The sequence below is a fragment of the Corynebacterium gottingense genome, from assembly GCF_003693265.1.
Taxonomy (GTDB): domain Bacteria; phylum Actinomycetota; class Actinomycetes; order Mycobacteriales; family Mycobacteriaceae; genus Corynebacterium; species Corynebacterium gottingense.
Genome location: NZ_RDRE01000006.1, coordinates 101,287 through 124,879 on the forward strand (window position 1 = coordinate 101,287; position 23,593 = coordinate 124,879).

Here is a 23,593-nt window from a genome sequence, read left to right on the forward strand (position 1 = left end):
CCCCTACCGCCGGGGCGGCTCCTGGCGCCCGGTCAGGATGTCCACGACGGAGCGGATGGCGGCGTCGCCAAGCTGCGGCAGCTGCCCGCCCGTCGCCGGCGCATGCTCGCGCGCGGCGCTGCGCTCGGTCCGCGCATCGGGCTCGACCTCGAGCGACAGCGTCGTATCTTCAAGGTGCAGCGCGGCACGCTTATCGACGCCCGCCACACGCGCCCCCTCCACCAGCGCCACCAGGTCGGCGTAGGTCGCATCGGTCAGATCAATAGAAAAGTGAACAGCCATGCCCCCACTCTACGGGCGCGAGCGGGAGACGGCGCTAATCAAACTCGCGGGTGGGCTTTTCCCCCCAGAACACCTCTTCAATCACCTGGTGAGCCCGGCGCGTAATGCGCAGGTAGTCCTCCAAGAACTGCTGCTGGTCGTCCGGGTCGTAGCCGGCGGAGCCCGCCACCTGCGCCAGGTGCGGCCCCGGCGCGGGCAGCTGGTCGGTGCGCTTGCCGGAGACCAGCACGAGCGCGCTGCGGGCGCGCGTGGCCGTGAGCCAGGCGGTCCGGAGGATCTCCGCCTTCGACGCGGCCAGCACCTCCGGGTCGTCTAACTCCGCGAGGAAGTCCAGCGCGTCCAAGGTGGACGTGGTGTGGAGCCCCTGGTGCTCGTGGGCGTGCATCATGGTGAGGAGCTGGACGGTCCACTCGACGTCGGCAAGCGCCCCGCGCCCCAGCTTGGTGTGGGTGGCGCGGTCGGCGCCGCGCGGGAGGCGCTCGTTGTCCACGCGGGCTTTGATGCGGCGGATCTCGCGGATGTCGGCCCTGCTCGCCCCGCCCTTGGGGTAGCGGAACTGGTCAATCATGCGCAGGAATTGCTCGCCGAGCGGCGCGTGGCCGGCCACTCCGGTGGCGCGCAGCAGCGCCTGCTTTTCCCATACCTCGCCCCACTCGCGGTAGTAGCGCTCGTAGGAGGCGATCGTGCGCGCGACGGCGCCGGAGCGTCCCTCGGGCCGCAGCCCCAGGTCCACCTCGAGCGGCGGGTCACCGGACGGCTTGGCCAGGCGCTTGCGCATCTGGTCCACGATGCGCGCCGCCCACGCGGTGGCGTCGGCCTCGGAGGTCTCCCCCACGGGCTCGGCAACCACCATGACGTCGGCGTCGGAGCCGTAGCCCAGCTCCGCGCCGCCGAGGCGGCCCATGCCGATGAAAGCGATGCGCGCCGGCTGCTCGGTAAGCTCCTGGTCCTGCAGGTCGGCGTAGATTTCAGATTCCAGCGCCGCCTGCAGCACCGCCTCCCACACGATGGTCAGCTCGGTGCACACCTGGCGCACCTCCATCAGGCCCAGCAGGTCCGCAGACGCGATGCGTGCCAGCTCCGCGCGGCGCAGGGAGCGCGCCACCGCGACGGCCTTGTCGGGGTTGCCCCGGTGCCGGTTGGCGGAGTTGATGATCGCCTTGTACACCTGGTCCGGCGCGGGCTCAAGCAGGCGCGGCCCGCTGGAGCCGTCGCCGAGCAGCTTGACCACGTCGGGGGCGGAGATGATGAGGTCGGAGGTGTACGGCGAGTTGCCCAGGATGTGCATGAGGCGCATGCCGACGACGCTTTCGTCGCGAAGCATGCGCAGAAACCAGCTGCGATCCAGCGCGGCGTCCGAGAGTTTGCGGTAGTTGAGCAGGCCCGCGCCCGGGTCGGCAGTACCGGCGAGCCAGTGCATGAGCGTGGGCAGGAGGATCGCCTGCAGCTTCGCCTTGCGCGAGGTGCCCTTGACCAGCGCGTTGAGGTGGTCGTAGGCGCGGGCGGGGTGGCGGTAGCCCAGCGCGGCCAGCTGCGCCTTGACCGCGTCGGCGGAGAAGGTCGCCTCGCCGATGGACAGGTCTACGACGGCCTCGAGCAGCGGGCGGTAGAAGAGGCGCTCGTGCAGGTTGGACACCACCTGGCGCAGCTGCGACAGCGCCCGCTGCATCTCCTCGACCGCGGTGCGGCGCGCGGTGGCCTGAAACCCGGCGGCGCGGGCGAGCCAGCGCAGCCGCTTCTCGTCATCCGCGTCGGGCAGCTGGTGGGTCCGCTTGAAGCGCTGCAACTGCAGGCGGTGCTCCAGGAGTCGGAGGAACTCGTAGGCGCGGATGAGTTTGCTCGTGTCTTCGCGGCCGACGTAGCCGCCGTCGCGAAGCGATTCGAGCGCCGCGACCGTGTTGGGGTTGCGCAGGTCGGCGTCGATGCGCCCGTGCACGAGCTGCAGCAGCTGCACGGCGAACTCCACGTCGCGCAGGCCCCCCTCCCCCAGCTTCAGCTCGCGCTGCCGCAGCGACTCGGGCACGTTGTCCAGCACGCGCCGCCGCATCGCCTGCACATCCTCCACGAAGGATTCGCGCTGGGAGGCCTCCCACACGAGCGGAGCAAGCTTATCGACGTAGCACTGCCCCAACTCCAGCGACCCCGTCAGCGGCCGCGCCTTGAGCAGGGCTTGGAACTCCCACGTCTCGGCCCACCGCTTGTAGTACGCCACGTGGCTGTCCAGGGTGCGCACGAGCGCGCCGGCCTTGCCCTCGGGGCGCAGGTTGCCGTCCACCTCGAAGAAGCAGGCGGTGCCCAGCTGCATGAACTCGCTGGCGGTGCGGGTCGCCTTGGCGGTGGCGTCGTCGGCGACGAAGATGACGTCCACGTCGGAGATGTAGTTCAGCTCGCGGGCGCCGCACTTGCCCATGGCAACGACGGCGAGCCGTGTATCCGGTTCCTCGTCGCCGTAGACGTGGCGGACGGCGACGGCGAGGGCGGCGGTGAGGGCGGCGTCGGCAAGCGCGGTCAGCGTCTCGGTGGTGCGGGTGTAGCCGAGCGGTTCCGTCCCGCCGTGGCCTTTCACCGGGGCGAACGTGCCCGCCAGGTCCGCGGCGGCGACCCGCATCATGAGCGTGCGGTACGCGTCGCGCAGCGCCTCCTTCGCGGCGTGCTTGTCGTCGAAGCGCGCGCCGGCGCGGTACGTCGCCTCCGCGATCGGTGCGGCGTCCACGGCGGCGAGCATCGCCTCACGCATCTCCTCGGCGGTGGGCAACTCGCCCGCCAGCGCGCGCCACTGCCCCGGGTTGGCCACCAGGTGGTCCGCCAGCGCCGTCGAGCCGCCGAGCAGCGCGAAGAAGCGCGTGCAAAACGCCGGATCGGCCGCCAGCTGGTCGCGCACCTCGGCCCACTCGCCCGGCGCGTGCTCCTGCAGCGCCCCGGCGAAACGGTGCGTGTTGTTCAGGGCCAGGTCGGGGTCACCGGTGCCGGCGAGGGTCCAGAGCGAGGGGGCGTCGACAAGCGAAAGCTCCTCGATGTCCTCCGCGGCGCGCGGCGAGACGAGGCCGAGTTTTGCTGGGGTGGGAAGCGCCATATTAAAGGTCCATCCCGCTCTCCAGCTCCCACGGGGTGACCTGGCAGGTGTAGTCGTGCCACTCGTCCCACTTGGCGCGCAGGAAGTACTCGAAGACCTGCTCGCCGAGCACTTCGGCCATGAACTCGGACTGCTCGAGGTAGCGCAGCGCCTGGTCGAGCGAGTTGGGCAGGTCGCGGTAGCCCATCGCGCGGCGCTCGCGGCGGGTGAGCGAGAAGACGTCGTCGCGGGCGGGCTCGTCCAGCTCGTAGCCCTGCTCGATCCCGCGCAGGCCGGCGGCCAGGACCGCCGCGTAGGCCAGGTAGGGGTTCGCGGCGGAGTCCAGCGAGCGGACCTCTACGCGGCGCGACTCCGCCTTGTGCAGCCGGTATGTGGGCACGCGGACCATCGCGGAGCGGTTGGACACGCCCCAGGTCGCGGCGGTGGGCGCCTCGGAGCCGAACTGGAGGCGCTTGTAGGAATTGACGTACTGGTTGGTCAGGGCGGAGATCTCGTTGGCGTGCTCGATGATGCCGGCGATGAACTGGCGGCCGGTGCGCGACAGGCTGATCTCATCGTCCGGGTCGTGGAAGGCGTTCTCGTCGCCCTCGAACAGGGAGAAGTGCGTGTGCATGGCGGAGCCGTCCATGTCCCGGAACGGCTTGGGCATAAAGGTCGCGTGCACGCCGTTGGCTTCGGCGACCGTCTTTACGATGTAGCGGAACGTCACCACGTTGTCCGCCATGGTCAGCGCGTCGGTGTGGCGCAGGTCGATCTCCTGCTGGCCGGCGCTGGCCTCGTGGTGCGAAAACTCGGTGACGATGCCCATGTACTCCAGGGCGCTGATCGCCTGCCGACGCAGCTTCGGCGCCTCGTTGCGCTTGGCCTGGTCGAAGTAGCCGCCCTTGTCGGCCGGCCGCGGAAGCTCGCCCGGTTCGAAGGGCTTGACCACGTAGAACTCGATCTCGGGGCTGGCCAGGAACTCAAAGCCCATGTCGCGGGCGTTCTGGATCTGGCGGCGCAGCACCTGCCGCGGGTCCGCGTAGAGCGGGTCGCCGTCCGGCATGGTGATGTCGCAGAACATGCGCGCGGTTTGCAGCCCGGAGTCCTCGTCGAACGGCAGCGCCTGGTAGGTCGACGGGTCCGGCTTCAGCAGCGTGTCGGACTCGGAGATGCGGGTAAAGCCCTCGATGGAGGAGCCGTCAAACCCCGCGCCCTCATCAAACGCGGATTCCAGCTCCGCGGGAGACATCATGACCGTCTTCAGCGAGCCGAAGATGTCGGTGAACCAGAGCCGCAGAAACGCGATGTCCTGCTGCTCTACCTTGCGCAGGACCTCTTCCTGTTGAGTGTTCATACGGCCCACTGTAGCCGGGCTAGACTCTATGCCAGCCGAAGTGAGGAGAGGAACGCATGCCACAACCACAGGAATTTCTGGAACTCGAGGTCAAGCTCGCCGTCGACGCCGAGACTAAGCCACCGAAGCTTTCGCTTATCGACGCCACACTGTCCCCCATCTCCACCACCACCCACGAACTTTCCGCCATCTACTTCGATACCGCGGACCTGCGCCTGACGCGCTCCAAAATCACCCTGCGCCGCCGCACCGGCGGCAAGGACGCCGGCTGGCACGTCAAGCTGCCCGGCGAGTCCGGCGGGCGCCGCGAGCTGCAGCACCCGCTGTCGGACGGCACCGGCACGAACAGTGACGCAGACACCGTCCCCGAGCCGCTGCTGGACGCGGTGCGCGACGTCCTCGGCCCCGTCCACCCGCCGCTGAAGCCGATCGCGCGCGTGGACAACCGACGCGTGGAAACCGTGATCGGCGTGCGCTACCCGGACCCGGCCGACTCGCTCGCGGTGGCGGAGTTCTGCGACGACCACGTCTCCGCCGAGTCCTACCTGCCCGGCGGCACGGCCTCCGAGTGGCGCGAGTGGGAGCTTGAGCTCACCGACGCCATCGCCGGCACCCCCGCCGGCGAGCGCCTGCTCAGCCGCGCCACCGAGGCCATGCTGGCCGCGGGCGCCCGCCACTCGGACTCGCCGTCCAAGCTGGCCACGGCGCTCGGCGACAGCTTCAACAACGCGCCCCTGCCGTCCGCGGGCACCGGCGACGCGGCCGCCGACGCGGTGTACGCCTCTTTACGCGACAAACGCGACGCCATCATGAGCTGGGAGCCGCGCGTGCGCGCCGACGAATACGACTCGGTCCACCAGATGCGCGTGGCCACCCGCGAGCTGCGCTCCCTGCTGGAGACTTTCGACGGCGTGATCACCGCCGGCGACCTCGCCCACCTCGAGGCGGAGCTCAAGCACGCCGCGGCGGTCCTCGGCATGGCCCGCGACGCCGAGGTAGTCGAGCAGCGCTTCCACGACCTGCTGGCCAGCGACCAGTCCGACAAGATCGACGTGATCACCGCCGCCCACATCAATCGCGACATGCGCGGCGTCTACGAGGAGGCCCACGCCGACATCGTCGACATGTTCGACTCCGAGCGCTTCACCGCCCTGCTCGCCGAGGTCGACGCGCTGCTTCACGACGCCCTCACGCCCCACCTCCCCGGTGAGGTTGATGAGGATGAGGGTGGCGTCGACAAGCATGAGCCCGAGGAGCCCGCCGACGCGGTGCTCTACGCGCACCTGCGGGCGGCGTACAAAAAGCTGAAGAAGCGCAACGCAAAGGTGGAAAAATACTACGGCGACACCTCCCTGCCGCTGCTGCAGCGTGAGTCGTACGTACACGACGTGCGCAAGACGGCGAAGAAGCTGCGCTACGCCGCGGTGGCCGCCAAGGACGCGGGCCTGAAGACGGGGCCGCTGGCCAAGGCGTGCAAGCGGCTGCAGACCATCCTCGGCGATTTCCAGGACGCGGTGACCGCGCGCGAGCACATCGAGCGCCTCGCCCGGGCGGCGCGCGACCGCGGCGAGGATACCTTCGCGTACGGCATCCTCTACCAGCGAGAACTGGAGATCGGGCGCGCAGCGCTCGAGGACTACCCGAAGGCGATCAAGGACATCAAGAAGGCATTCAAGCAGGTGTAGAGCCGGGGGCGGGGCTCGCGTCCTAGTCCTCCCAGGCCTCGTCCTGGTCGTCTGCGACCTGGTTGCGCTGCGCCGCGGTCTCCAGCGCGCGCTCCGCCTCCTCGCGGGTGTCGTACGGGCCCATGCGGTTGTCCCAGGACGCAACCTTGCCCTGGGTGACCTCGCCGGTGGACGGGTTGAAGTAGAACTTTTCGTCTGCCATGGTCGGCTCCTTCGTGTATTCCGGGGGTTCGCGGTGGGCCGCGAACGGTGGACATTTTGGCCCACCATACCCGCCGACGGCGGTTGGTAGTCTGGAGTTTCCTCGTACCAATCCCCCTTTGCGCAGAGTGGAGAACGCTTTATGTCTTTGTGGCCTGCCCCCGACGCCCAACCATCCGGCCTGGTGGAACGCGCTCGCAAGGAGCACGAACGGCGCGTGGGCGCGCAGCCGGCACACGTCGCGTCCGCCCCGGCGACGTGGATCCTCGCCGGGGAAAACGTGGACCACTTCGGCGGCGCCACGCTCATCGGGCTCGGCGGGCTGCGCGCCGCGGTGGCGGTGAGCCCGCGCGACGACCATAAGCTCCGCTTCGCGGCGTCCGCGCCGGGCTCGGCGCCGGTCCTGGCCATCGCCCCGCTCGGCGACCCCGACGGCGCCGACCACCCCCTGGGCAAGCGGTGGGCCGGCCTGGTCCACCAGCTGATCCAGCGGCAGGTGCTCTCGCGCGACACGGCGGGCCTGGACGTGACGATTGTCTCAGACATCCCACTCGGCGCCGGGCTCGGGGCGCTGTGGGCCGCGGACTCGGCCATGTGCCTCGCCCTCGCCGCCGGGCACGGCGACATCAACGACGCGCCCTTCCGCGCCCGCCTCGCCGACATCGCCGCCCACGCGGTGGAGACGTACTCGTCGCTCAACGGCCTGCGCTCCCGCCACACCGCGGCCCTGCGCGCCACCGGCAACGGCATCGCCGTGATCGATTACGCGGACGGCTCGCTCACCGAGGCGCCGCACCCAACCCGCGAGGGCGTGCGCATCTTCTCCGTCGCGGAGACGTTCGGTGAGGCGGACGCGGGCCAGGTGGAGGGCATCGCCACGCACCGCGCGTTCATCAGCGCGGCGTGCGCCAACTTCGGCGTCCACTCGCTGCGCAAGCTGCCCGACGCCATCGAGCGCGTCGTCGAGTGGGTCCAGGCGCGCCACACCGTCGGCGACGCAACCGCGCCGGCGCCGGAGACGGCACGGGCGTGGGTCCACTTCTGCGAGGCGGAGACGCTGCGCAGCATGGCCGTAGCCAGGGCGCTGCGCTCTCGCCACACCAACGACCTGTTCGCGCTGGTGAACTCGCCGACCGAGCTGCGCGGGCTCAATGTCCCCGCCGAGCTCGTGGCCCTGTGCCGCGAGCGGGGCGCGCTCGCGGCACGGCCCGCGGCCACCGGCACCTCCAGGGCGGTGCTCGCGCTCGTGCCACGCCGGGACGCGGACGAGTTCGCCCGCCGCATGGCCGAGCAGTTCGACGTCGTCGAGATCACGCCGGGCACCACCGCGCGCCTCGAGGACGCCCCTGCGTCCTAGCCGGCAAACCTATTCAGCAGACCTAGTCGGCGGGCCAGGCGAAGGAGACTTCGCGCTGGGTGGCGTCGGCAAGCACGAGCGAAAACTTCGTCTCCGTGCCCTCCCCCGGCGCGCCGACGGACGGGGCGAGCACCGGCGGGTCCGCGATGAAGATGCGGGCGCGGTCCTCCTCGTTGACCGTGAGCGTCACGCCCTCGAAGTTGTGGCCGACCCACGGCTCGAGCACGGTCGCCTCGGTCAGGTTCAAGCACGCCTTGTCCACGGTGTTGGCCAGCTGGGACGTCCGCCCCATCGTCTTCATCACCCTTGGTGCGTCCTCGCGCACCCACTCCGGCACCTCCGTGCCCGCGCAGATAGCCAGGCAGACTTCGGTGGCGTAGCGGTCGACCAGTCGGCGCAGCGGCGCGGTGACGTGACTGTAGTAGCCGCCGATGCCCGCGTGTACCTCCGGCTCCTTCTCCGACAGGTCCACGTAGCCCGCGCCGCGCAGCAGCTTCTGTGCCTCGCGCATCATGGCCATCCCGCGCGGGGTGTCCGCGTCGATCCCGGCGAGGAACTCGCCGATGTTGCCGCCGACCTCGTAGCCCAGGTTCGACGCCTCGCGCCGGAACTCGGCCTCCGCCTCACCGGTCGCGGGCCCGAGCGTGCGCAGGAACCCGACGCCAGCCTCCACCATCATGTTGCCCGCCACCATGCCGGTGAGCAGGGAGATCTCCGAGTTGTAGTCCATGACGGGGTGGCGCGGCTCGATGACCAGCTCGAAGGTCCCGCCCTCGCCGACCACGCGCACGCTGGGCAGCCGTAGGTTGATCGCCTCGCGCCGCAGCGAGCTGCGCTGCCGCAGCTGGCCGACCTCGGGGAGCAAGCGTATCGACGCGTGCGGCTCCCCCCGCACGAAGTCCTCGTGCACCCCGTCGTAGTCCAGCCGGGCCACCGAGCGCACCAGAGCGCGCTCGACGTGAGCGCTGTCCACCTCGCCGTCCTGGTCCAGCTCGAACGTCCACAACACCGCCGGCCGGTCCACGTCCGGCAGCAGCGAGGCGGAACCCTCGCTCAGGCTCGGCGGGTGCAGGCGGGCCGGCTCGTCGGGAAGGTAGATGGTCTGGCCGCGCTGCAGCGACTCGTCCTTCACCGCCCCGCCCGGCTCCACAAAGGCGGCGACGTCCGCGATCGCGTACGTGACGGTGTAGCCGCCGCCTCCTCCCTCGCCGCGCTCGGCGATGTGCACCGCCTGGTCCAGGTCGCGGGAGCCGACTGGGTCGATGGTGACGAGGGGGATCGAGCGGGCGTCGATACGCTGCCCGGCGAACCGATCGGTGAGCTGCGTCGCTTCCTCGAGCACCTGCGGCGGGAAGTCGGTGGGGACGGAGAATTCGCTCGCGATAGCGCGAAAGTTCAGCGGCGCGGCATACAGTTTCATACCCCGCCATCGTGCCAGAGTCTGCGGGAGCGCGCAGTGCGAATGAGCCGGCCTATGAGCCGGATTCTGTGCCCCGGACGGGGCGGTGACCATCCATCTGGGCCACCCATCGCTGGGCGCCTCAAGCAGCTACCTTCGAACATGGGCGGGCAGCCTCATCGCGTCCGACGACCCCTGCGCACGCGCAGCGGTTCTTGCCTTGCTCCCGGTGGGGTTTACCTGGCCGCCGATGTCACCACCGGCGCCGGTGCGCTCTTACCGCACCCTTTCACCCTTACCCCGCGACAAGCGCGAGGCGGTCTACTTTCTGTTGCACTTTCCCGCGGATCACTCCGGGTTGCCGTTAGCAACCACCGTGCCCTGTGGAGTCCGGACTTTCCTCGGCCACCCGCCAGCCCGCATGCGCGGCGGTTCGGGCGGCCGCGGTCACCCGGCCGACTCATTCGCAAGCCGTCATTGTACCTTACCTGTGGTGCGCGACATCGTTGACGCAGCGTACGACGCCAAAATCGTCGTAGAAATCCACCACGGACACGCTGGCCAGGTCCAGGTAGGTGTGCTTGAACACCTCCGCCCCGGCGCCGAGCCCCTGCCGGATCACGCTCTTGATCGGCATCATGTGGCTGACCACCAGGATGGTCTGCCCGGCGCGCTCCTCCTGTAGCTTCAGCCGCGCGCGGGTCACCCGTCGGTGCAGCGCGGCGAGCGATTCGCCCCGTGGCGGGGCCTTGCTTACCGACGCCTCCCATTCCCCAAACTCATGCGGAAACTTCCCCCGGGCCTCGTCCCTCGTCAGCCCCTCGAAGTCGCCGAAGTTGATCTCCCGGAATCCGTCGTTGGTTGCAAACGCGTCGAACCCGAGCGCGTCGGCCGCGGCGCGCGCGGTCTGCTGGGCGCGCGCCTGCGGCGAGGCGACGATCGCGTCGATGGGCCCAAACTGCGACTCCTGCGCCAGCGCGGTGAGCGCCCCGGCGGCGCGGCGCGCCTGCGCGCGGCCCAGCTCGGTCAGCTCCGGGTTGGAGGTGCCGGAGAGGCGGTGTTCCGCGGAGTGCGCGGTCTGCCCGTGGCGCAGCAGGATGAAGCGGGTGCGGGTTGCGCCGCTGTTGCCGTAGACCAGCGCGCCGGGGTGGGCGGCGGCCGCGGTGGCGGAAGCGGCGCGGGTTTTCGGCGCCTTGGGGGGGGCGGTGGCGCGGGCGGGCGGCCCGCTGTGCAGGCTTGCTTCCTCCACGATGCGGGGCGTGCCGTCCTTCGTGGCGGCGTCCATCGCCTTGTTGGACAGCTCGTCGGCCTTCTTGTTCTTCGCGCGCGGCACCCAGGTGTAGGTGACGCGGTCGAAGCCGCCGGCGAGCTTGCGGGCCTTGACGGCGAGCTTCTGCATGTCAGGGTGCTTGATCTTCCAGCGGCCGTTCATCTGCTCGACAACCAGCTTGGAGTCCATGGACACCGCCACCTCGGTGGCTCCCAGCTCGGCGGCGGCCTCGAGGCCGCGCAGCAGGCCGTGGTACTCGGCGACGTTGTTGGAGGACTTGGAGCCCACCACGTAGACGATCTCGGCGAGGGTCTCCCCGCCCTCGCCGTAGACAACTGCGCCGGAGCCGGCCACGCCGGGATTGCCGCGCGAGCCGCCGTCAGTAAAGACGCTGACCTTCATCGGCTCCCCTACTCCTCGATGGTCAGTCCGGTGCGGGCCGCAGCCTCGTCCGGGGTGAGGCGCACGCGCACGAGCAGGGCACCGCAATTCGGGCAGGCGGGGACCTCGTCGGCGGGCGTGCCCATCACTGCGGCGCGCTCGGAGGCGGGCAGCTGGATGAAGCAGGCGTTGCAGGTGCGGCCGTTGAACGCGGCGGCGCCCATTTCGTCGTAGACCTCGAGGACGTCGTCGGGGAGCTTGTGGCGCAGCGCGGCGGTGTCCACCTGCTCGCGGTCCGGCAGCGCCTCAACGGCACGGCGGGCGGCCTCCACCTTGCGGTCCGCCTCGTCCAGGCGCGCGCCGTGGTTGTCGCGGTTGTTGCGCAGCGCGGCGATCTCGTTGTGCGCCTCCTTGAGCTCGGAGAGCAGGTCCGCGATGCGCGACTTCGCCGCGTAGCGGTCGTGCTCCAGGTCCTTGCGGCGCTCCGGGTTGGTCTCGGCGCCGAGCTGGCGCTTGTCATCAATCTCGCGCTTCTTCAGCTTGCGCTCGTCCTCCTGGATGCGCAGGATCTCCAGCTCCATGTCGTCCACGGCCATCTGCGCGGCGGCGGACGCCGCCTGTAGGTCCTTGCGCTCCTTGAGCAGCCTCTCCAGCTCCTGCTCCTCCGGACGCGCCGAATCCGGGTGCGCGGCCACGCGGTCCGCCTTGGCCAGCTCCAGCAGGATCGGCTGCTCCTCTGCGGAAAGCTTCACGGGGTACTCCTCCTTTTGCTACTTCGTTGTCTCTGGGTGCCCGGGGTGCGCAGACACCGTCCACGGATCGGTGCGGATGTCCAGCACCTGCGTCTGCACGCCTAGCGGCTCAACGATACTCGCCGCCTGCTCCGTCCACGGAAACTCGCTCGCCCAGTGCGCCGTATCAATCACGGCGGGCCCGCCCGCGCGCAGGTGTTCGTCCACCGGGTGGTGCCGCAGGTCCGAGGTCACGTATACGTCAACGCCAAGCTTTGCGACGTCACCGAGGAACCCATCCCCCGCCCCCGAGGACACCGCGACGCGCCGCACCAGCAGGTCCGGGTCCCCCGCGGCGCGCACGCCCCACACCGTTTCCGGCAGCGCGTCGGCCACCTGCTGCGTGAACTCGCGCAGCGTCATCGGCTCGGGCAGCTCGCCCACGCGGCCGAGCCCGTAGGCGTGCTCCAGCTCGCGCGTGCCTGCGGGCTGTGCCATCTGGACGACGTCGAAGGCGGGTTCCTCGTAGGGGTGGGAGGCGCGGAGGGCGTCGATAAGCGAGGCGCGCAAGCGCGTGGGGGCGACGAACTCGACGCGGACCTCGGGCGCGGTGAAGTGCGCGCCCACCTCGCCGTCGGTGGGGTCGGCGCCCTCGACGGGGGTGAACTCGCCGGTGCCGTCGTGGCTGAACGCGCACTCGCGGTAGTTGCCAATCGCGCCGGCGCCGGCGCCGAACAGTGCGCGCTTGACATCGTCGGCATCCGCGGGCGGCACGTGGACGCCCCAGCGGTCGGTGCCATCGAGGAAGATGGGCTTAATCGGGCGGCCTGGGGTGATGCCCACCAGCTCGGCGAGCTTGTCGGACACGCCAGGCCGCGCGGAATCCGCATTCGTGTGCGCGGCGAACAGGGCGCACCCGCCCGCGATGAGGGTGTGGACCACCTTGCCCTTCGGGGTATTCGCCGCTACCGAGCTCACCCCGCGCAGCAGCAGCGGGTGGTGCACCACAAGCATCTGCGCGCCCGCGTCCACCGCGGCCTGCGCCACCTCCAGCGTGCAGTCGAGGGCGAAGGCCACCTTGGACACCTCCGCGTCCGGGTCCCCGCAGACCAGGCCCACCTTGTCCCAGCTCTCGGCCAGCTGCGGCGGGTAGGCGGTCTCCAGGGCGCGGACAACATCAGCTACAACAGTCATGGCACCCAGCCTACAAATTTGCCATGCTGGGGTCCGTGATTGATACAGCAAACAACGGCGGGCAGGACACCATCCTGCTCGACGTGGACGGCACCATCATCGATTCCTATCCCGGCATCCGCGAGGGATTCCTCCGCGGGCTCGACGCGGTGGGCGCGACGCGCCCCGCCGAGGACTTCATCCGCCGCATCCCCGGTCCGCCGATGCGTGACTCCATGGCGGCAGCAGGCCTGGGACCCGACCAGGTCGAGCGTGCCATGCAGGCGTACTCCGACTACATGAGCAGCGAGGGCTGGCAGCGCTTCACCGTCTTCGACGGCATGGCGGAGCTCATCGCCCGGTGGAAGGACGAGGGGTGGAAGGTGTGCACGGCGACGTCGAAAAGCGAGCACTTCGCGCGGCTGGCGCTGGAGCGCGCGGGGGTGCTTGAGCACATCGACTTCCTCGGCGCGGCGAACTGGGACGCCGGGCGCAGCACGAAGATCGAGGTCATCCAGTACGTGCTGGACAACGCGGACCCGTACCGCCCGGTGATGGTGGGCGACCGGATTCACGACTTCGCCGGCGCGGCCGAGTTCGGCCTGCCGTCCATAGCCGTGACCTGGGGCTACGGCGCCGAGGAGGAATGGGAACAGGCCACCTACGTGGCGCACACGTCGACTGAACTGGAGGACATTGTCCGTGAGTACTGCTAACCCCTTGCACATCGACTTCGTCTGCACCGGCAACATCTGCCGCTCGCCGATGGCCGAGGTCATCGTGCGCGACGCGCTCACCGCAGCGGGACTTGGTGGCGAGGTCCGCGTCACCTCCTCCGGCATCGGCGGCTGGCACGTCGGCGGCCCGGCCGACGAGCGCGCGCAAGCCGAGCTCGCCGCACACGGCTACGACGGCTCGCAGCACAAGGCCGCACAGTTCGGTGGCGACCGCTTCGACGCGGACCTCATCGTCGCCCTGGATACCAACCACGTCTCCGAGCTCGTCGCGCGCGGCGTACCGGAGCAGCGCGTGCGCCTGATCCGCTCCTTCGACCCCGCCGCGCCTGAGGGCGCCGGGGTCGCCGACCCCTACTACGGCGGCCCGGCCGGCTTCACCACCACGCGAGAGCAGATCGAGGCCGCCGTCGACGGCATCGTCGCCTGGGTCCGCGACCGGGTTCAGTCCCAGCCCCGCACCGACTAAACTAGGCCAGCGTGAAGGGCGAACAGGAACGAGAACAGAAGCGAGACGGCACGCGCGGAACTGCCGAGAAGCGGTGGTGGAAAACCTTTCTCACCCCGGGCTGGATCATCGCCGCGATCCTGATCGCCCTGTTCTCCTACTACGCGTTCACCTTCCTCGCCCCCTGGCAGCTGGGGAAGAACGAGGCGCTCGAGCAGCGCAACGAGCACATCAGCGAAGCGTTCGACCACGACCCGGTCCCGCTTTCGGACCTGCTCGGAGCGGACGGCACCATCAGCCAGGACAGCGAGTGGGCCCGCGTCACCGCCACCGGCCACTACCTAGACCGCACCGTGCTGCTGCGCCTGCGCCCCGTGGACCGCAACCCCGCCTTCCAGGTCCTCACCCCCTTCGCGCTGGACAACGGCCCCACCATCCTGGTCAACCGCGGGTGGGTCCCCGCCGAGAACTCCACCCAGGTGCCCGAAATCGCGCCTGCCCCCACCGGCGACGTCACGCTGGAGGCCATGCTCCTTGCCGGCGAGCCCACGCACCCCAAGGCGCCGATGCAGGACCAGGGCTACGACATGGTCTACTCCATCGCCCCCGCCCAGGTCGGTGAGCTCACCGGCACCGAACTGGTCGCCCCCTACCTGCAGCTGCTCTCCGGCCAGCCCGGCGAGCTCACCGCCATCCCGCTGCCCGTGCTCGAGACCGGCAACCACCTCTCCTACGGCCTGCAGTGGATCGCGTTCGGCATCATGGCGCCGGCGGGCCTCATCTACTTCATCGTCGCCGAGACCCGCGAGCGCCGCCGCTTCCGCGAGGAGCAGGAGCAAATGCTTCTCGACGCCCCCGCCTCCGGCCCCGGGCCCGGGCCCGACCCCGAGTCTGCGGATGAGGAGGGTGAGGGTGGCGTCGAAAAGCATGCCCCAATGCCCCCGGCCCCCGCGCGGTCGCGGGCGCGCTACGGCGACGGTCGGCGCAACCCGTGGCAGCGCGCCTACGATAGGCAGGAGGAACGCTGACCCCGGCGCAGGAAGGATCCCGATGCCACCGCAACTGACCGTCACCGACCACGACATTCTCGCCGCCCACCTGGACCTTTTCCGCCGCGCCGGGCTGACGCTCGCACCCGGCATCGAGATCGCCGACGTTGAGGACGGCGTCTGCGACGACCTCGAGGGCTTCCGCGTCGCCCCCGCGACAACGGTGCTTTCGCTTATCGACGCCGACGCACACCCCTTCTTCACCTCCGTCACCTTCTCCGACGGACTCGACGGCCCCCGCATCCCCTCCACGCACGCGCAGCTGCCGGCGTACGTCCACGCGATCTGCGACCCCGCCGGCACGGACCTACGCGACGTCGCCGTCGTGCCCGACCCGGGCTCCGCTACTGCCGGCACGCTGCGCCTCCAGTTCGGCGAGTGGGACGTGGTCGACGTCTCCTACGACCTGACGAGCGGTGGCTGGGAGCCGGACCGCGTGAACGGGTCGCGCGGGCTGGTCCCCGACCTCATCGCCGCTGCGCTGCCGACGGGCGGGGAGGCAGCCCTCTTCGCCACCGCCGACGGCGACACCGCGATCATCTACCTCACGCCGAAGACCGGCGCGGATGCGGGCGTTGCGCACGGCCGTCCCGCGCCGCACACCTCCCCGGATGCAAAGAAGCCGGTCACCGCCGCGGCCGCGCGGGCGGCGGAGCGCAACACGGCGATTGACAACCTGCTCACGGTCCTGGCTGCGGAGTCCGAAGCAGACGCGTAGGGTTGGTGACATGACAATCACCAGCAAAGTCCTGCAGAAAGTCAGCCCCGACGCACCGTTCAAGGTCGTCGAGATCGAGCGCCGCGACCCGCGCGAAGACGACGTGGTCATTGACATCAAGGCCGCGGGCATCTGCCACTCCGACATCCACACGATCCGCAACGAGTGGGGCGAGGCCCACTTCCCGCTCACCGTGGGCCACGAGATCGCGGGCGTGGTCGAGGCGGTGGGCAGCAAGGTGACCAAGTTCAAGGTCGGCGACCGCGTGGGCGTCGGCTGCCTGGTCAACTCCTGCGGCGAGTGCGAGCAGTGCAAGAACGGCCAGGAGCAGAACTGTCTCAACGGCAACGTGGGCACCTACAACTCCGAGGACGTCGACGGCACCATCACCCAGGGCGGCTACGCCGAAAAGGTCGTCGTGAACGAGAACTTCGTCTGCACGATCCCGGATGGGCTGGATTTCGACGTCGCCGCGCCCCTCCTCTGCGCCGGCATCACCACCTACGGGCCGCTCGCCCGCTGGAACGTGAAGGAGGGCGACAAGGTGGCCATCGTCGGACTCGGCGGGCTCGGCCACATGGGCGTACAAATCGCCGCCGTGAAGGGTGCCGAGGTCACCGTGATCTCGCGCTCGCTGCGCAAGGAGAAGGAGGCGTACGAGCTCGGCGCCCACCACGTGCTGGCCACCGGCGAGGACGAGGACTTCTTTGCCAACCACTGCGGCGAGTTCGACGTGATCCTGTCCACCATCTCCGCGCACTACTCGCTCGATGACTACCTGCAGCTCCTCAAGCCGCGCGGCATCATGTCCGTCGTCGGCCTGCCGCCGGAGCAGCTGGGCGTACACATGGGCAGCCTGGTCGGCGGCGGCAAGGTCCTGACCGGCAACAACATCGGTGGCATCGCCGAGACCCAGGAGATGCTCGACCTCTGCGCGGAACACGGCATCGGCGCGGTGATTGAGAAGATCGGCGTGGACGACGTCGACGCCGCCTACGAGCGAGTCGTGGCGGGCGACGTGAAGTTCCGCTTCGTCATCGACACCGAGACGTTCTCGGAGGCTACTTCCGCAGCAGTTTAATCACGGCGACGATCCCGGACAGGGTCGTGCTGAGCGCCGCCCCCATGAACACGAGCGCGACCGTGATCGCGACCGGGTGCTCTCCCGGCATTCCCAGCCCGGCACCGAGCACGATGATCAGCACTGCGGTCACCGCCATCGTGATCGCCGACCACTTGCAGACCCGCGCGGCGCCGTTCCGCTTCTTCGCCGGCGACTCTGCGTCCGGCACGGTCACAGTGTTCGGCGGGGCGCTCGCCGGGGCGTTTGACGGGGTGCTTGACGACGCCAACGGGTCCTCAAACAACTCATCCGCAGCCGAGTACGCGTACGGACTCCCCGGCACCGGGGTGGCCACCGGGCGCGGGAGCGGCTCCGGCGCTGGCTCTTCCAGCGCTTTAGGCGCTGCCGGCTCGGGCGCGCCGTCGGCGGCGAGCTCCACGATGAGCTCCACGAGCTTGTTGCAGCGCTTCTCCCCCACGCCGCGCAGCTGAAGCAGGTCGGCGGCGCTGGCCTTGAGCATCAGCGGGTGCTGCTCGCGCCAGGCATCGAGGTACTTGTCAATCCCGGTGCCCGTCGCCTCGGGCCGGTGCTCCGGGCGGAGGTGGTCGGACATCTCGTACAGCGGGCGTTCGGGGTTGCGTGCGATCCACAGCGCCGCGATCTGCGCCGGCGACGCGCCCGTCCGTTGCGCGTCCTCGGGGGTGAGCCAGGAGAAGGGGGCGGTGGCGGTGGCGTCGATAATCGCCCCCGCACTGCCTGAGCCCATTGCGGCGATGAGCTGGGCAAACCGGGTCTCTTTGACGATGGGCACGCCGTACTCGCGGGCCTTGCGCGCCTTGCCGCTCATGGAGTCGGGGTTGGCGGCGACGAGCACCGCGCACTTCTTGGTCACCCCGCCCACGTCCAGGCCCGCGGCGGTGGCGCGCTCGGTCCACGCGTCGCGCGGGATGTCCAGCGCGCCGGTGAGCGCGACCCGGTCGCCGGGCTTGAGCACGACGCCGTCGTCATCAGTCTGCGGGTCCTCGAGCAGGCCGGCTGTGTTCACGCCCAGGGCTGCGGCGACCGCGAGCAGCTCCGCGCGCTCATCGTCGGTGATCACCCCATCGGCCCAGGCCTCGACGACGAGCTGCCGGGTGAACTCCTCGTTGATAGCCTCGACGTCCTCCGCCGCCAACCCGGTCGCGGCGGCCTCGAGCAGGCGGGCTTCGTCGCGGGTGATCTCCTTGTCCTTGAGCGCGTGCGCCAGCCTGCGCCGATACGTCTCCTCGCCCCACTCGCCGCTCGACGGCAGCGCGCGCGACAGTTGCTCAATCCGCGTGCCCGCCTGCCGCGCCTGCTGGCTGTAGAAGTACCGCAGGAGCTCCGCCGTGGCCTCGGCGTCCGCCAACGCGGAGTGCGCCCGCTTGTTCGTGATGTTCGCCAGCGCGAGAGCTTCGCTCAGCTTACCGACGCCCATATACTCCCTGGCCAGCCGCATCGTATCCACCCACGCCTCCGGCACCCAGTTGGCCATCCCCGCCCTGGCCAGCTCGGTCTGCAGGAACCGCTTTTCAAACGACGCGTTGTGAGCGACCGGCGTGCGCCCCTGCAGCAGGCCGCGCAATTCGTCCGCGACCTGGTCGAACGTCGGCGCGTCAACCACATCGGTCGCGGAAATGCCGTGGATGTGCGTGTTGGGGATGTCACGCATGGGCTGCACCAGCGTCCGCCACGTCCGCTCCGCCGACAGGTCCGGCCCCAATTGGACGACACCGATCTCCACGATCCGGTCGAACTTGCCAAACCCCGTGGTCTCGAGGTCGATGACCGCATAACCGCTGTCCTGGCCCACCGCTGACATCCTCCTCCGCGTCGCGCGACTGTTCCCTCCAGGCTAGTGGGCGGCCCGTGCGCGGAGTGCGCGTGGTCCGGGTGGGGCTGCCGGCGCGCGCCTGGTGCGCCTCGGTTGCGCCCTGATGTGCTCCGGTTGCGCCCCCGCTTCGCCAAATACCGATACCAGCATGACGAGAACGCAGCTCTAGAGCAGCGAAATCGGGGTCTTACTATCGGTATCTGCAAAACTGAGCGCTCCGAGGACCTGACCGCACCGCCCCCGCCTCGCCCCCGCCAGCACGACGAAAGCCGCCTCCCGGCCCCGGGATGGGGGCGGAAGGCGGCTTCCAGGCTGTGCGCCATGACGGGCTCGAACCGCCGACCTACTGGGTGTAAACCAGTTGCTCTTCCAGCTGAGCTAACGGCGCGCTAGCGGTAAAGGTTAGCAGAACTTGCCACGGCCGCCTAACGCGCAGGTCACGCCGTGACTCGACGCTACTTCTTGGTGCCCGCGGGGGTGAGGCAGGAGCCCTGCCATTCGCCGAAGCGGTCGGCCTTGGTCTGCATTAGGCCGGCGAGCTGGGCGGACTCGGAGATCTCGCCCGGGTGGACGCCGCCGGGCTTGGAGGCGCCCGGGGTCATGAGCCAGACGCGGCCGGAGTCGCCGAGGTTGCGGATGGCATCCATGAGCGCGTCGACGAGGTCGCCGTCGTCGGAGCGGAACCAGAGCAGGACGACATCGCAGAGCTCGTCGGTGGACTCGTCCAGAAGCTGTTCGCCGACCGCGTCCTCGATGGCCTCCGAGATGGAAGAATCGGCGTCTTCGTCCCAGCCGATCTCCTGCACGATGTCGTCGGCGTGAATGCCCAAGCGGTCTGCGTACGTGTTGACACCTGCGGCGCCCAAAGTCTTGTTTCCTCCATGTTTGGTAATGAACGACAGTGCAATAGAGCTTACATCTGTTGTAATGGGAGTGAGGGGTGAAAGGGAAAATGGGGGCGTCGATAGGCAACTGCCCCCGCGCAGGGGCAAAAACAAAAAACCAAGTAATGTAGGAAGAAACATTGCCCAACCATTTAGGGAGGATTTCTCGTGGCTGAGAAAGACAAGGCCAAAGCGTCAAACATCGAGCTGATTCGCGACGGTGTGGCGTCTTACCTACACGACAGCGACCCGGAAGAGACCCAAGAGTGGATGGACTCGCTCGACGGCCTGCTCGAGGAATCTGACCCCGAGCGCGCGCGTTACCTCATGCTGCGCCTGCTTGAACGGGCGAACGCCAAGCGCGTCCACCTGCCCGCACTGTCCTCGACTGACTTCGTCAACACCATCCCCACCACCATGGAGCCCGAGTTCCCGGGCGACGAGCAGATTGAGAAGCGCTACCGCCGTTGGATGCGCTGGAACGCCGCCATCATGGTCCACCGCGCGCAGCGCCCGGGCGTGAAGGTCGGCGGCCACATCTCCACCTACGCCTCTGCGGCCGCACTCTACGAGGTCGGCTTCAACCACTTCTTCCACGGCAAGGACGCGGAGCAGCGCGGCGACCAGGTCTTCTTCCAGGGCCACGCCTCCCCGGGCATGTACTCCCGCGCGTTCCTCGAGGGCCGCCTGAGCGAGGACGACCTGGACGGCTTCCGCCAGGAGCACTCCCGCCCGCAGGGCGGCATGCCGTCCTACCCGCACCCGCACGGCATGCCCGAGTTCTGGGAGTACCCGACCGTGTCCATGGGCCTTGGCCCGATGAACGCGATCTACCAGGCACGCTTTAACAAGTACCTGCAGGACCGCGGCATCAAGGACACCGACGAGCAGCACGTTTGGGCGTTCCTCGGCGACGGCGAGATGGACGAGCCGGAGTCCCGCGGCCTGCTCCAGATGGCGTCGCTGTACGAACTGGACAACCTCACCTTCGTGATCAACTGCAACCTGCAGCGCCTCGACGGCCCGGTGCGCGGCAACGGCCAGATCATTCAGGAGCTGGAGACCTTCTTCATCGGTGCTGGCTGGAACGTCATCAAGGTCGTGTGGGGCCGCGAGTGGGACGAGCTGCTGGAGAAGGACGAGGACGGCGCGCTGGTCAACATCATGAACACCACGAAGGACGGTGACTACCAGACCTTCAAGGCCAACGATGGCGCCTACGTCCGCGAGCACTTCTTCGGCCGCGACGAGCGCACGAAGAAGCTCGTCGAGGACATGACCGACGAGGAAATCTGGGCGCTGCGCCGCGGCGGCCACGACTACCGCAAGGTCTACGCCGCCTACAAGCGCGCGCTGGAGACCAAGGGCAAGCCGACCGTCATCCTCGCGCACACCATCAAGGGCTACGGGCTCGGCCACAACTTCGAGGGCCGCAACGCCACCCACCAGATGAAGAACCTCACGCTCGAGGACCTCAAGCAGTTCCGCGACAAGCAGGAAATCCCGATCTCCGACGAAGAGCTGGAGAAGGATCCCTACATGCCGCCCTACTACCACCCGGGCGAGGACGCAGAAGAGATCAAGTACCTCAAGGAGCGTCGCAAGGAGCTCGGTGGCTTCCTGCCGGAGCGCCGCGAGCAGTACACGCCGCTTGAGCAGGCCGACTTTGAAAAGACCTACAAGGCCATGTTCAAGGACTCGGGCAAGCAGAAGGTCGCGACCACCATGGCGCTTGTACGTACCTTCAAGGCCATGATGCGCGACAAGGAGCTGGGCAAGCGCGTCGTCCCGATCATCCCGGACGAGGCCCGCACCTTCGGCCTGGACTCCTGGTTCCCGGTGCAGAAGATCTACAACCCGAAGGGCCAGAACTACGTGCCGGTCGACCACGACCTGCAGCTGTCCTACCGCGAGTCGCCGCAGGGCCAGATCCTGCACGAGGGCATCAACGAGGACGGCTCCTCCGCATCCTTCATCGCCGCCGGTACGTCCTACGCCACCCACGGCGAGCCGATGATCCCGATGTACATCTTCTACTCCATGTTCGGCTTCCAGCGCACCGGCGATAACTTCTGGGCTGCTGGTGACCAGATGGCCCGCGGCTTCATCATCGGCGCCACCGCAGGCCGCACCACCCTGACCGGTGAGGGCCTGCAGCACATGGACGGCCACTCCCCCGTCCTGGCCTCCACCAACCCGGCCGTGGTCACCTACGACCCGGCGTTCGCCTACGAGATGCCGTACCTGGTGTCCAAGGGCATCGAGCGCATGTACGGCAAGGGTTCCGGCGAGGACGAGAACGTGATGTACTACATCACCGTCTACAACGAGCCGACCCACCAGCCGGCCCGCCCGGAGAACCTGGACGTCGAGGGCCTGCACAAGGGCATCTACCTGTACGACGAGGGCGAGAAGAAGGAGCACAACGTCTCCCTGCTCGCCTCCGGCGTGGGCATGCAGGAGGCGCTGCGCGCACAGGAGATCCTGCAGGAGCAGTACAACGTCGGTGCCGCGATCTACTCCGTCACCTCGTGGGTCGAGCTGGCCCGCGACGGCGCGCGCGTTGCCAAGGAGCAGCTGCTCCACCCGGGTGAGGACGCCGGCGAGGCGTTCGCCACCACGCAGCTGAAGCAGACCGAGGGCCCGTACATCGCCACCTCGGACTTCACCACCAGCCTGCAGGAGCAGATCCGCGCCTACGTTCCGGGCCAGTACATCGTGCTCGGAGCGGACGGCTTCGGCTTCGCGGACACCCGCGAGGGCGCCCGTCGCTACTTCAACATCGACGCTGAGTCCATGGCCGTCGCCGCCCTCCTCGGCCTGGCCAACGAGGGCAAGATTGACAAGTCCGTCGCCGCCCAGGCAGCGAAGGACCTGCACATCGACGACCCGACCGAGCCGAACCCGAATGGCGGCACCCACTAAGGGCTCCCCGCTTATCGACGCCACGCCCCCGCCGCGCCACGCGCGGCGGGGCGTCCCGCGTTTCAGGAAACAGCGCGCGCATCAGGCGCGCCGGAGGTGCACACCCTACGCCGAGCGCGTGGGGACGGTGATGCCGTCGCCGAAGATGCCCGCCAGCTGCGGGAGCAAGAACGCGACGGCGCCTCCGATGGCGGCGATCAGCCCGATGACCAGGGCCGCCACCTGCGCGTTAGAGGAACCCGCCTGCGCGGTTCCGGTCTTCCCCGGCTCCGCGGGCTTCCCGGTGCCGGTTGTACCTGCAGTACCCGTGCCCTTGCTCACGCCCTTGCCGGTGTTGCTCACCACGAACTTCGTGTTGTCGGTGGTCCCGTCTGGGTAGGTAGTGGTGACGGCGAACTCGGAGCCCCACGCCGTGTCCTTAGGGATCGTCGTGGTGACGGTCCCGTGCTCGTCCACGTGCACGTTCCACTTCTCGGAGGACTCGACGTGCCACCTGTTCACGTCGCTGCCAAGCGGTGTCTCGTACAGGTTGAACGGCGAGATGGTCAGCTTCTGGCCGGGGTCGCCCTCGACCGAGTCATACAGCGGCTCGTAGAGGTATTCGCTGGTGGGCGTGAGCTTCGGCGTCACCTGCACGATCTCAGTCGAGCCGTCCGGGTAGTTGATGCGGATGTCCACCTTGTCCGAGGTGTTCGGCCCGGCGTGCACCAGGGTGGGGCGCGAATGGGTGAGGTTGACCTGCAGCTGGTCCTTCTCCCGCTTGGTCATCAGCGGCTTGGTCAGGTTGTCCTGCGCGATCAGCTTCCAGGTCGCCCCGTCGGGCATGCCCTCCAGGTCGAAGAAGGCCGAGGTGCTGATCCACTGCCCCGGGACGGTGCGCACCACCTGCGGCTCGGCGGAGACGTAGGGCTGGTAGGTGTCCTTCATCGACTGGGCAGCCGGGGCGGCCTGTGCTGCGGGCGCGACGACGGCGCTCGCGCCCACGGCGAGGGCAACGGCGCAGGTGACCGAGGTGGGGGCGATTCGCAGCAC

General features: G+C 69.1%; 19 protein-coding genes, 1 tRNA gene and 1 other RNA gene. 8 read left to right on the forward strand and 13 right to left on the reverse strand.

The features are described from left to right. Nucleotides 1-3: 3 nt before the first annotated feature. Genes EAW56_RS05485 through glnA form a run of 3 tightly spaced genes read right to left on the reverse strand, consistent with a single transcriptional unit; the run spans nt 4 to nt 4,691 of the window. Nucleotides 4-282, reverse strand: coding sequence for a hypothetical protein (locus EAW56_RS05485; protein ID WP_122085535.1), 279 nt, complete (start codon nt 280-282; stop codon nt 4-6). Nucleotides 283-316: 34 nt separating this feature from the next. Further along, nucleotides 317-3,355, reverse strand: coding sequence for a bifunctional [glutamine synthetase] adenylyltransferase/[glutamine synthetase]-adenylyl-L-tyrosine phosphorylase (locus tag EAW56_RS05490; RefSeq protein ID WP_122085537.1), 3,039 nt, complete (start codon nt 3,353-3,355; stop codon nt 317-319). A gap of 1 nt (nt 3,356) precedes the next feature. Further along, the gene (glnA, locus tag EAW56_RS05495) at nt 3,357-4,691 is read right to left on the reverse strand and encodes a type I glutamate--ammonia ligase (protein ID WP_122085538.1); all 1,335 of its coding nucleotides are present in this window, start codon (nt 4,689-4,691) and stop codon (nt 3,357-3,359) included. A gap of 56 nt (nt 4,692-4,747) precedes the next feature. Here glnA and EAW56_RS05500 point away from each other — a divergent pair, with 56 nt between their 5' ends. After that, a complete protein-coding gene (locus EAW56_RS05500; protein WP_122085540.1) occupies nt 4,748-6,376 on the forward strand; it encodes a CYTH and CHAD domain-containing protein in 1,629 nt (542 codons plus the stop codon). A gap of 22 nt (nt 6,377-6,398) precedes the next feature. On the opposite strand, the gene EAW56_RS05505 is transcribed toward EAW56_RS05500, so the two are convergent. Next, entirely contained in the window at nt 6,399-6,578 is a 180-nt protein-coding gene (locus EAW56_RS05505) for a hypothetical protein (protein ID WP_095278206.1), read from the reverse strand. A gap of 141 nt (nt 6,579-6,719) precedes the next feature. On the opposite strand from EAW56_RS05505, the gene EAW56_RS05510 reads away from it, so the two are divergent. After that, the gene (locus EAW56_RS05510) at nt 6,720-7,934 is read left to right on the forward strand and encodes a galactokinase family protein (RefSeq protein ID WP_122085542.1); all 1,215 of its coding nucleotides are present in this window, start codon (nt 6,720-6,722) and stop codon (nt 7,932-7,934) included. Between the two features lie 22 nt (nt 7,935-7,956). Here the strand turns inward: EAW56_RS05510 and EAW56_RS05515 are convergent, their stop codons facing one another. The 5 genes from EAW56_RS05515 to EAW56_RS05535 form a co-directional block, all read right to left on the reverse strand. After that, nucleotides 7,957-9,354, reverse strand: a complete 1,398-nt coding sequence (locus tag EAW56_RS05515) for an RNB domain-containing ribonuclease (RefSeq protein WP_122085543.1) — start codon at nt 9,352-9,354, stop codon at nt 7,957-7,959. 39 nt (nt 9,355-9,393) lie between these two features. Then, nucleotides 9,394-9,796, reverse strand: an RNA gene (gene rnpB, locus EAW56_RS05520) — RNase P RNA component class A. Between the two features lie 21 nt (nt 9,797-9,817). Then, entirely contained in the window at nt 9,818-11,005 is a 1,188-nt protein-coding gene (locus tag EAW56_RS05525; RefSeq protein WP_122085545.1) for a bifunctional RNase H/acid phosphatase, read from the reverse strand. A gap of 8 nt (nt 11,006-11,013) precedes the next feature. Continuing rightward, complete coding sequence (locus EAW56_RS05530) at nt 11,014-11,736, reverse strand: zinc ribbon domain-containing protein (protein WP_095534939.1); 723 nt, start codon at nt 11,734-11,736, stop codon at nt 11,014-11,016. A gap of 18 nt (nt 11,737-11,754) precedes the next feature. Further along, nucleotides 11,755-12,909, reverse strand: a complete 1,155-nt coding sequence (locus tag EAW56_RS05535) for a Nif3-like dinuclear metal center hexameric protein (RefSeq protein WP_208636490.1) — start codon at nt 12,907-12,909, stop codon at nt 11,755-11,757. Between the two features lie 35 nt (nt 12,910-12,944). Between EAW56_RS05535 and EAW56_RS05540 the strand changes: the two genes are divergently transcribed. Genes EAW56_RS05540 through EAW56_RS05560 form a run of 5 tightly spaced genes read left to right on the forward strand, consistent with a single transcriptional unit; the run spans nt 12,945 to nt 16,918 of the window. Further along, a complete protein-coding gene (locus tag EAW56_RS05540; RefSeq protein ID WP_244213362.1) occupies nt 12,945-13,604 on the forward strand; it encodes an HAD-IA family hydrolase in 660 nt (219 codons plus the stop codon). Then, nucleotides 13,591-14,091 carry a low molecular weight protein-tyrosine-phosphatase gene (locus tag EAW56_RS05545; RefSeq protein ID WP_279629694.1) on the forward strand — a complete coding sequence of 167 codons (501 nt, stop codon included), beginning with the start codon at nt 13,591-13,593 and terminating at the stop codon, nt 14,089-14,091. Before EAW56_RS05540 ends, EAW56_RS05545 begins: the two co-directional genes overlap by 14 nt. A gap of 11 nt (nt 14,092-14,102) precedes the next feature. Further along, nucleotides 14,103-15,098: an SURF1 family cytochrome oxidase biogenesis protein gene (locus tag EAW56_RS05550; protein ID WP_208636491.1), complete on the forward strand. Its 996-nt coding sequence runs from the start codon at nt 14,103-14,105 to the stop codon at nt 15,096-15,098. Nucleotides 15,099-15,120: 22 nt separating this feature from the next. Next, the gene (locus EAW56_RS05555) at nt 15,121-15,837 is read left to right on the forward strand and encodes a hypothetical protein (protein ID WP_122085546.1); all 717 of its coding nucleotides are present in this window, start codon (nt 15,121-15,123) and stop codon (nt 15,835-15,837) included. Between the two features lie 10 nt (nt 15,838-15,847). Further along, nucleotides 15,848-16,918, forward strand: a complete 1,071-nt coding sequence (locus EAW56_RS05560; RefSeq protein ID WP_122085548.1) for an NAD(P)-dependent alcohol dehydrogenase — start codon at nt 15,848-15,850, stop codon at nt 16,916-16,918. Here the strand turns inward: EAW56_RS05560 and EAW56_RS05565 are convergent. From EAW56_RS05565 to EAW56_RS05575, 3 genes are all read right to left on the reverse strand, one after another. Next, complete coding sequence (locus EAW56_RS05565) at nt 16,899-18,731, reverse strand: exonuclease domain-containing protein (RefSeq protein ID WP_167457399.1); 1,833 nt, start codon at nt 18,729-18,731, stop codon at nt 16,899-16,901. The genes EAW56_RS05560 and EAW56_RS05565 overlap by 20 nt on opposite strands. 336 nt (nt 18,732-19,067) lie before the next feature. Next, nucleotides 19,068-19,140 (reverse strand) — tRNA-Val (locus tag EAW56_RS05570). Between the two features lie 67 nt (nt 19,141-19,207). Beyond that, nucleotides 19,208-19,618 carry a DUF3052 domain-containing protein gene (locus tag EAW56_RS05575; RefSeq protein WP_095546598.1) on the reverse strand — a complete coding sequence of 137 codons (411 nt, stop codon included), beginning with the start codon at nt 19,616-19,618 and terminating at the stop codon, nt 19,208-19,210. Nucleotides 19,619-19,804: 186 nt separating this feature from the next. On the opposite strand from EAW56_RS05575, the gene aceE reads away from it, so the two are divergent. After that, nucleotides 19,805-22,561, forward strand: coding sequence for a pyruvate dehydrogenase (acetyl-transferring), homodimeric type (gene aceE / locus EAW56_RS05580; RefSeq protein WP_122085553.1), 2,757 nt, complete (start codon nt 19,805-19,807; stop codon nt 22,559-22,561). A gap of 105 nt (nt 22,562-22,666) precedes the next feature. On the opposite strand, the gene EAW56_RS05585 is transcribed toward aceE, so the two are convergent. Next, complete coding sequence (locus tag EAW56_RS05585; protein WP_122085554.1) at nt 22,667-23,593, reverse strand: Rib/alpha-like domain-containing protein; 927 nt, start codon at nt 23,591-23,593, stop codon at nt 22,667-22,669.

Excerpts from the sequence above, each read along its gene's own strand:
- EAW56_RS05485 (WP_122085535.1), bottom strand. The coding sequence starts at position 282 with ATGGCTGTTCACTTTTCTATTGATCTGACCGATGCGACCTACGCCGAC.
- EAW56_RS05490 (WP_122085537.1), bottom strand. The coding sequence starts at position 3,355 with ATGGCGCTTCCCACCCCAGCAAAACTCGGCCTCGTCTCGCCGCGCGCC.
- glnA (WP_122085538.1), bottom strand. The coding sequence starts at position 4,691 with ATGAACACTCAACAGGAAGAGGTCCTGCGCAAGGTAGAGCAGCAGGAC.
- EAW56_RS05500 (WP_122085540.1), top strand. The coding sequence starts at position 4,748 with ATGCCACAACCACAGGAATTTCTGGAACTCGAGGTCAAGCTCGCCGTC.
- EAW56_RS05505 (WP_095278206.1), bottom strand. The coding sequence starts at position 6,578 with ATGGCAGACGAAAAGTTCTACTTCAACCCGTCCACCGGCGAGGTCACC.
- EAW56_RS05510 (WP_122085542.1), top strand. The coding sequence starts at position 6,720 with ATGTCTTTGTGGCCTGCCCCCGACGCCCAACCATCCGGCCTGGTGGAA.
- EAW56_RS05515 (WP_122085543.1), bottom strand. The coding sequence starts at position 9,354 with ATGAAACTGTATGCCGCGCCGCTGAACTTTCGCGCTATCGCGAGCGAA.
- EAW56_RS05525 (WP_122085545.1), bottom strand. The coding sequence starts at position 11,005 with ATGAAGGTCAGCGTCTTTACTGACGGCGGCTCGCGCGGCAATCCCGGC.
- EAW56_RS05535 (WP_208636490.1), bottom strand. The coding sequence starts at position 12,909 with ATGACTGTTGTAGCTGATGTTGTCCGCGCCCTGGAGACCGCCTACCCG.
- EAW56_RS05555 (WP_122085546.1), top strand. The coding sequence starts at position 15,121 with ATGCCACCGCAACTGACCGTCACCGACCACGACATTCTCGCCGCCCAC.
- EAW56_RS05560 (WP_122085548.1), top strand. The coding sequence starts at position 15,848 with ATGACAATCACCAGCAAAGTCCTGCAGAAAGTCAGCCCCGACGCACCG.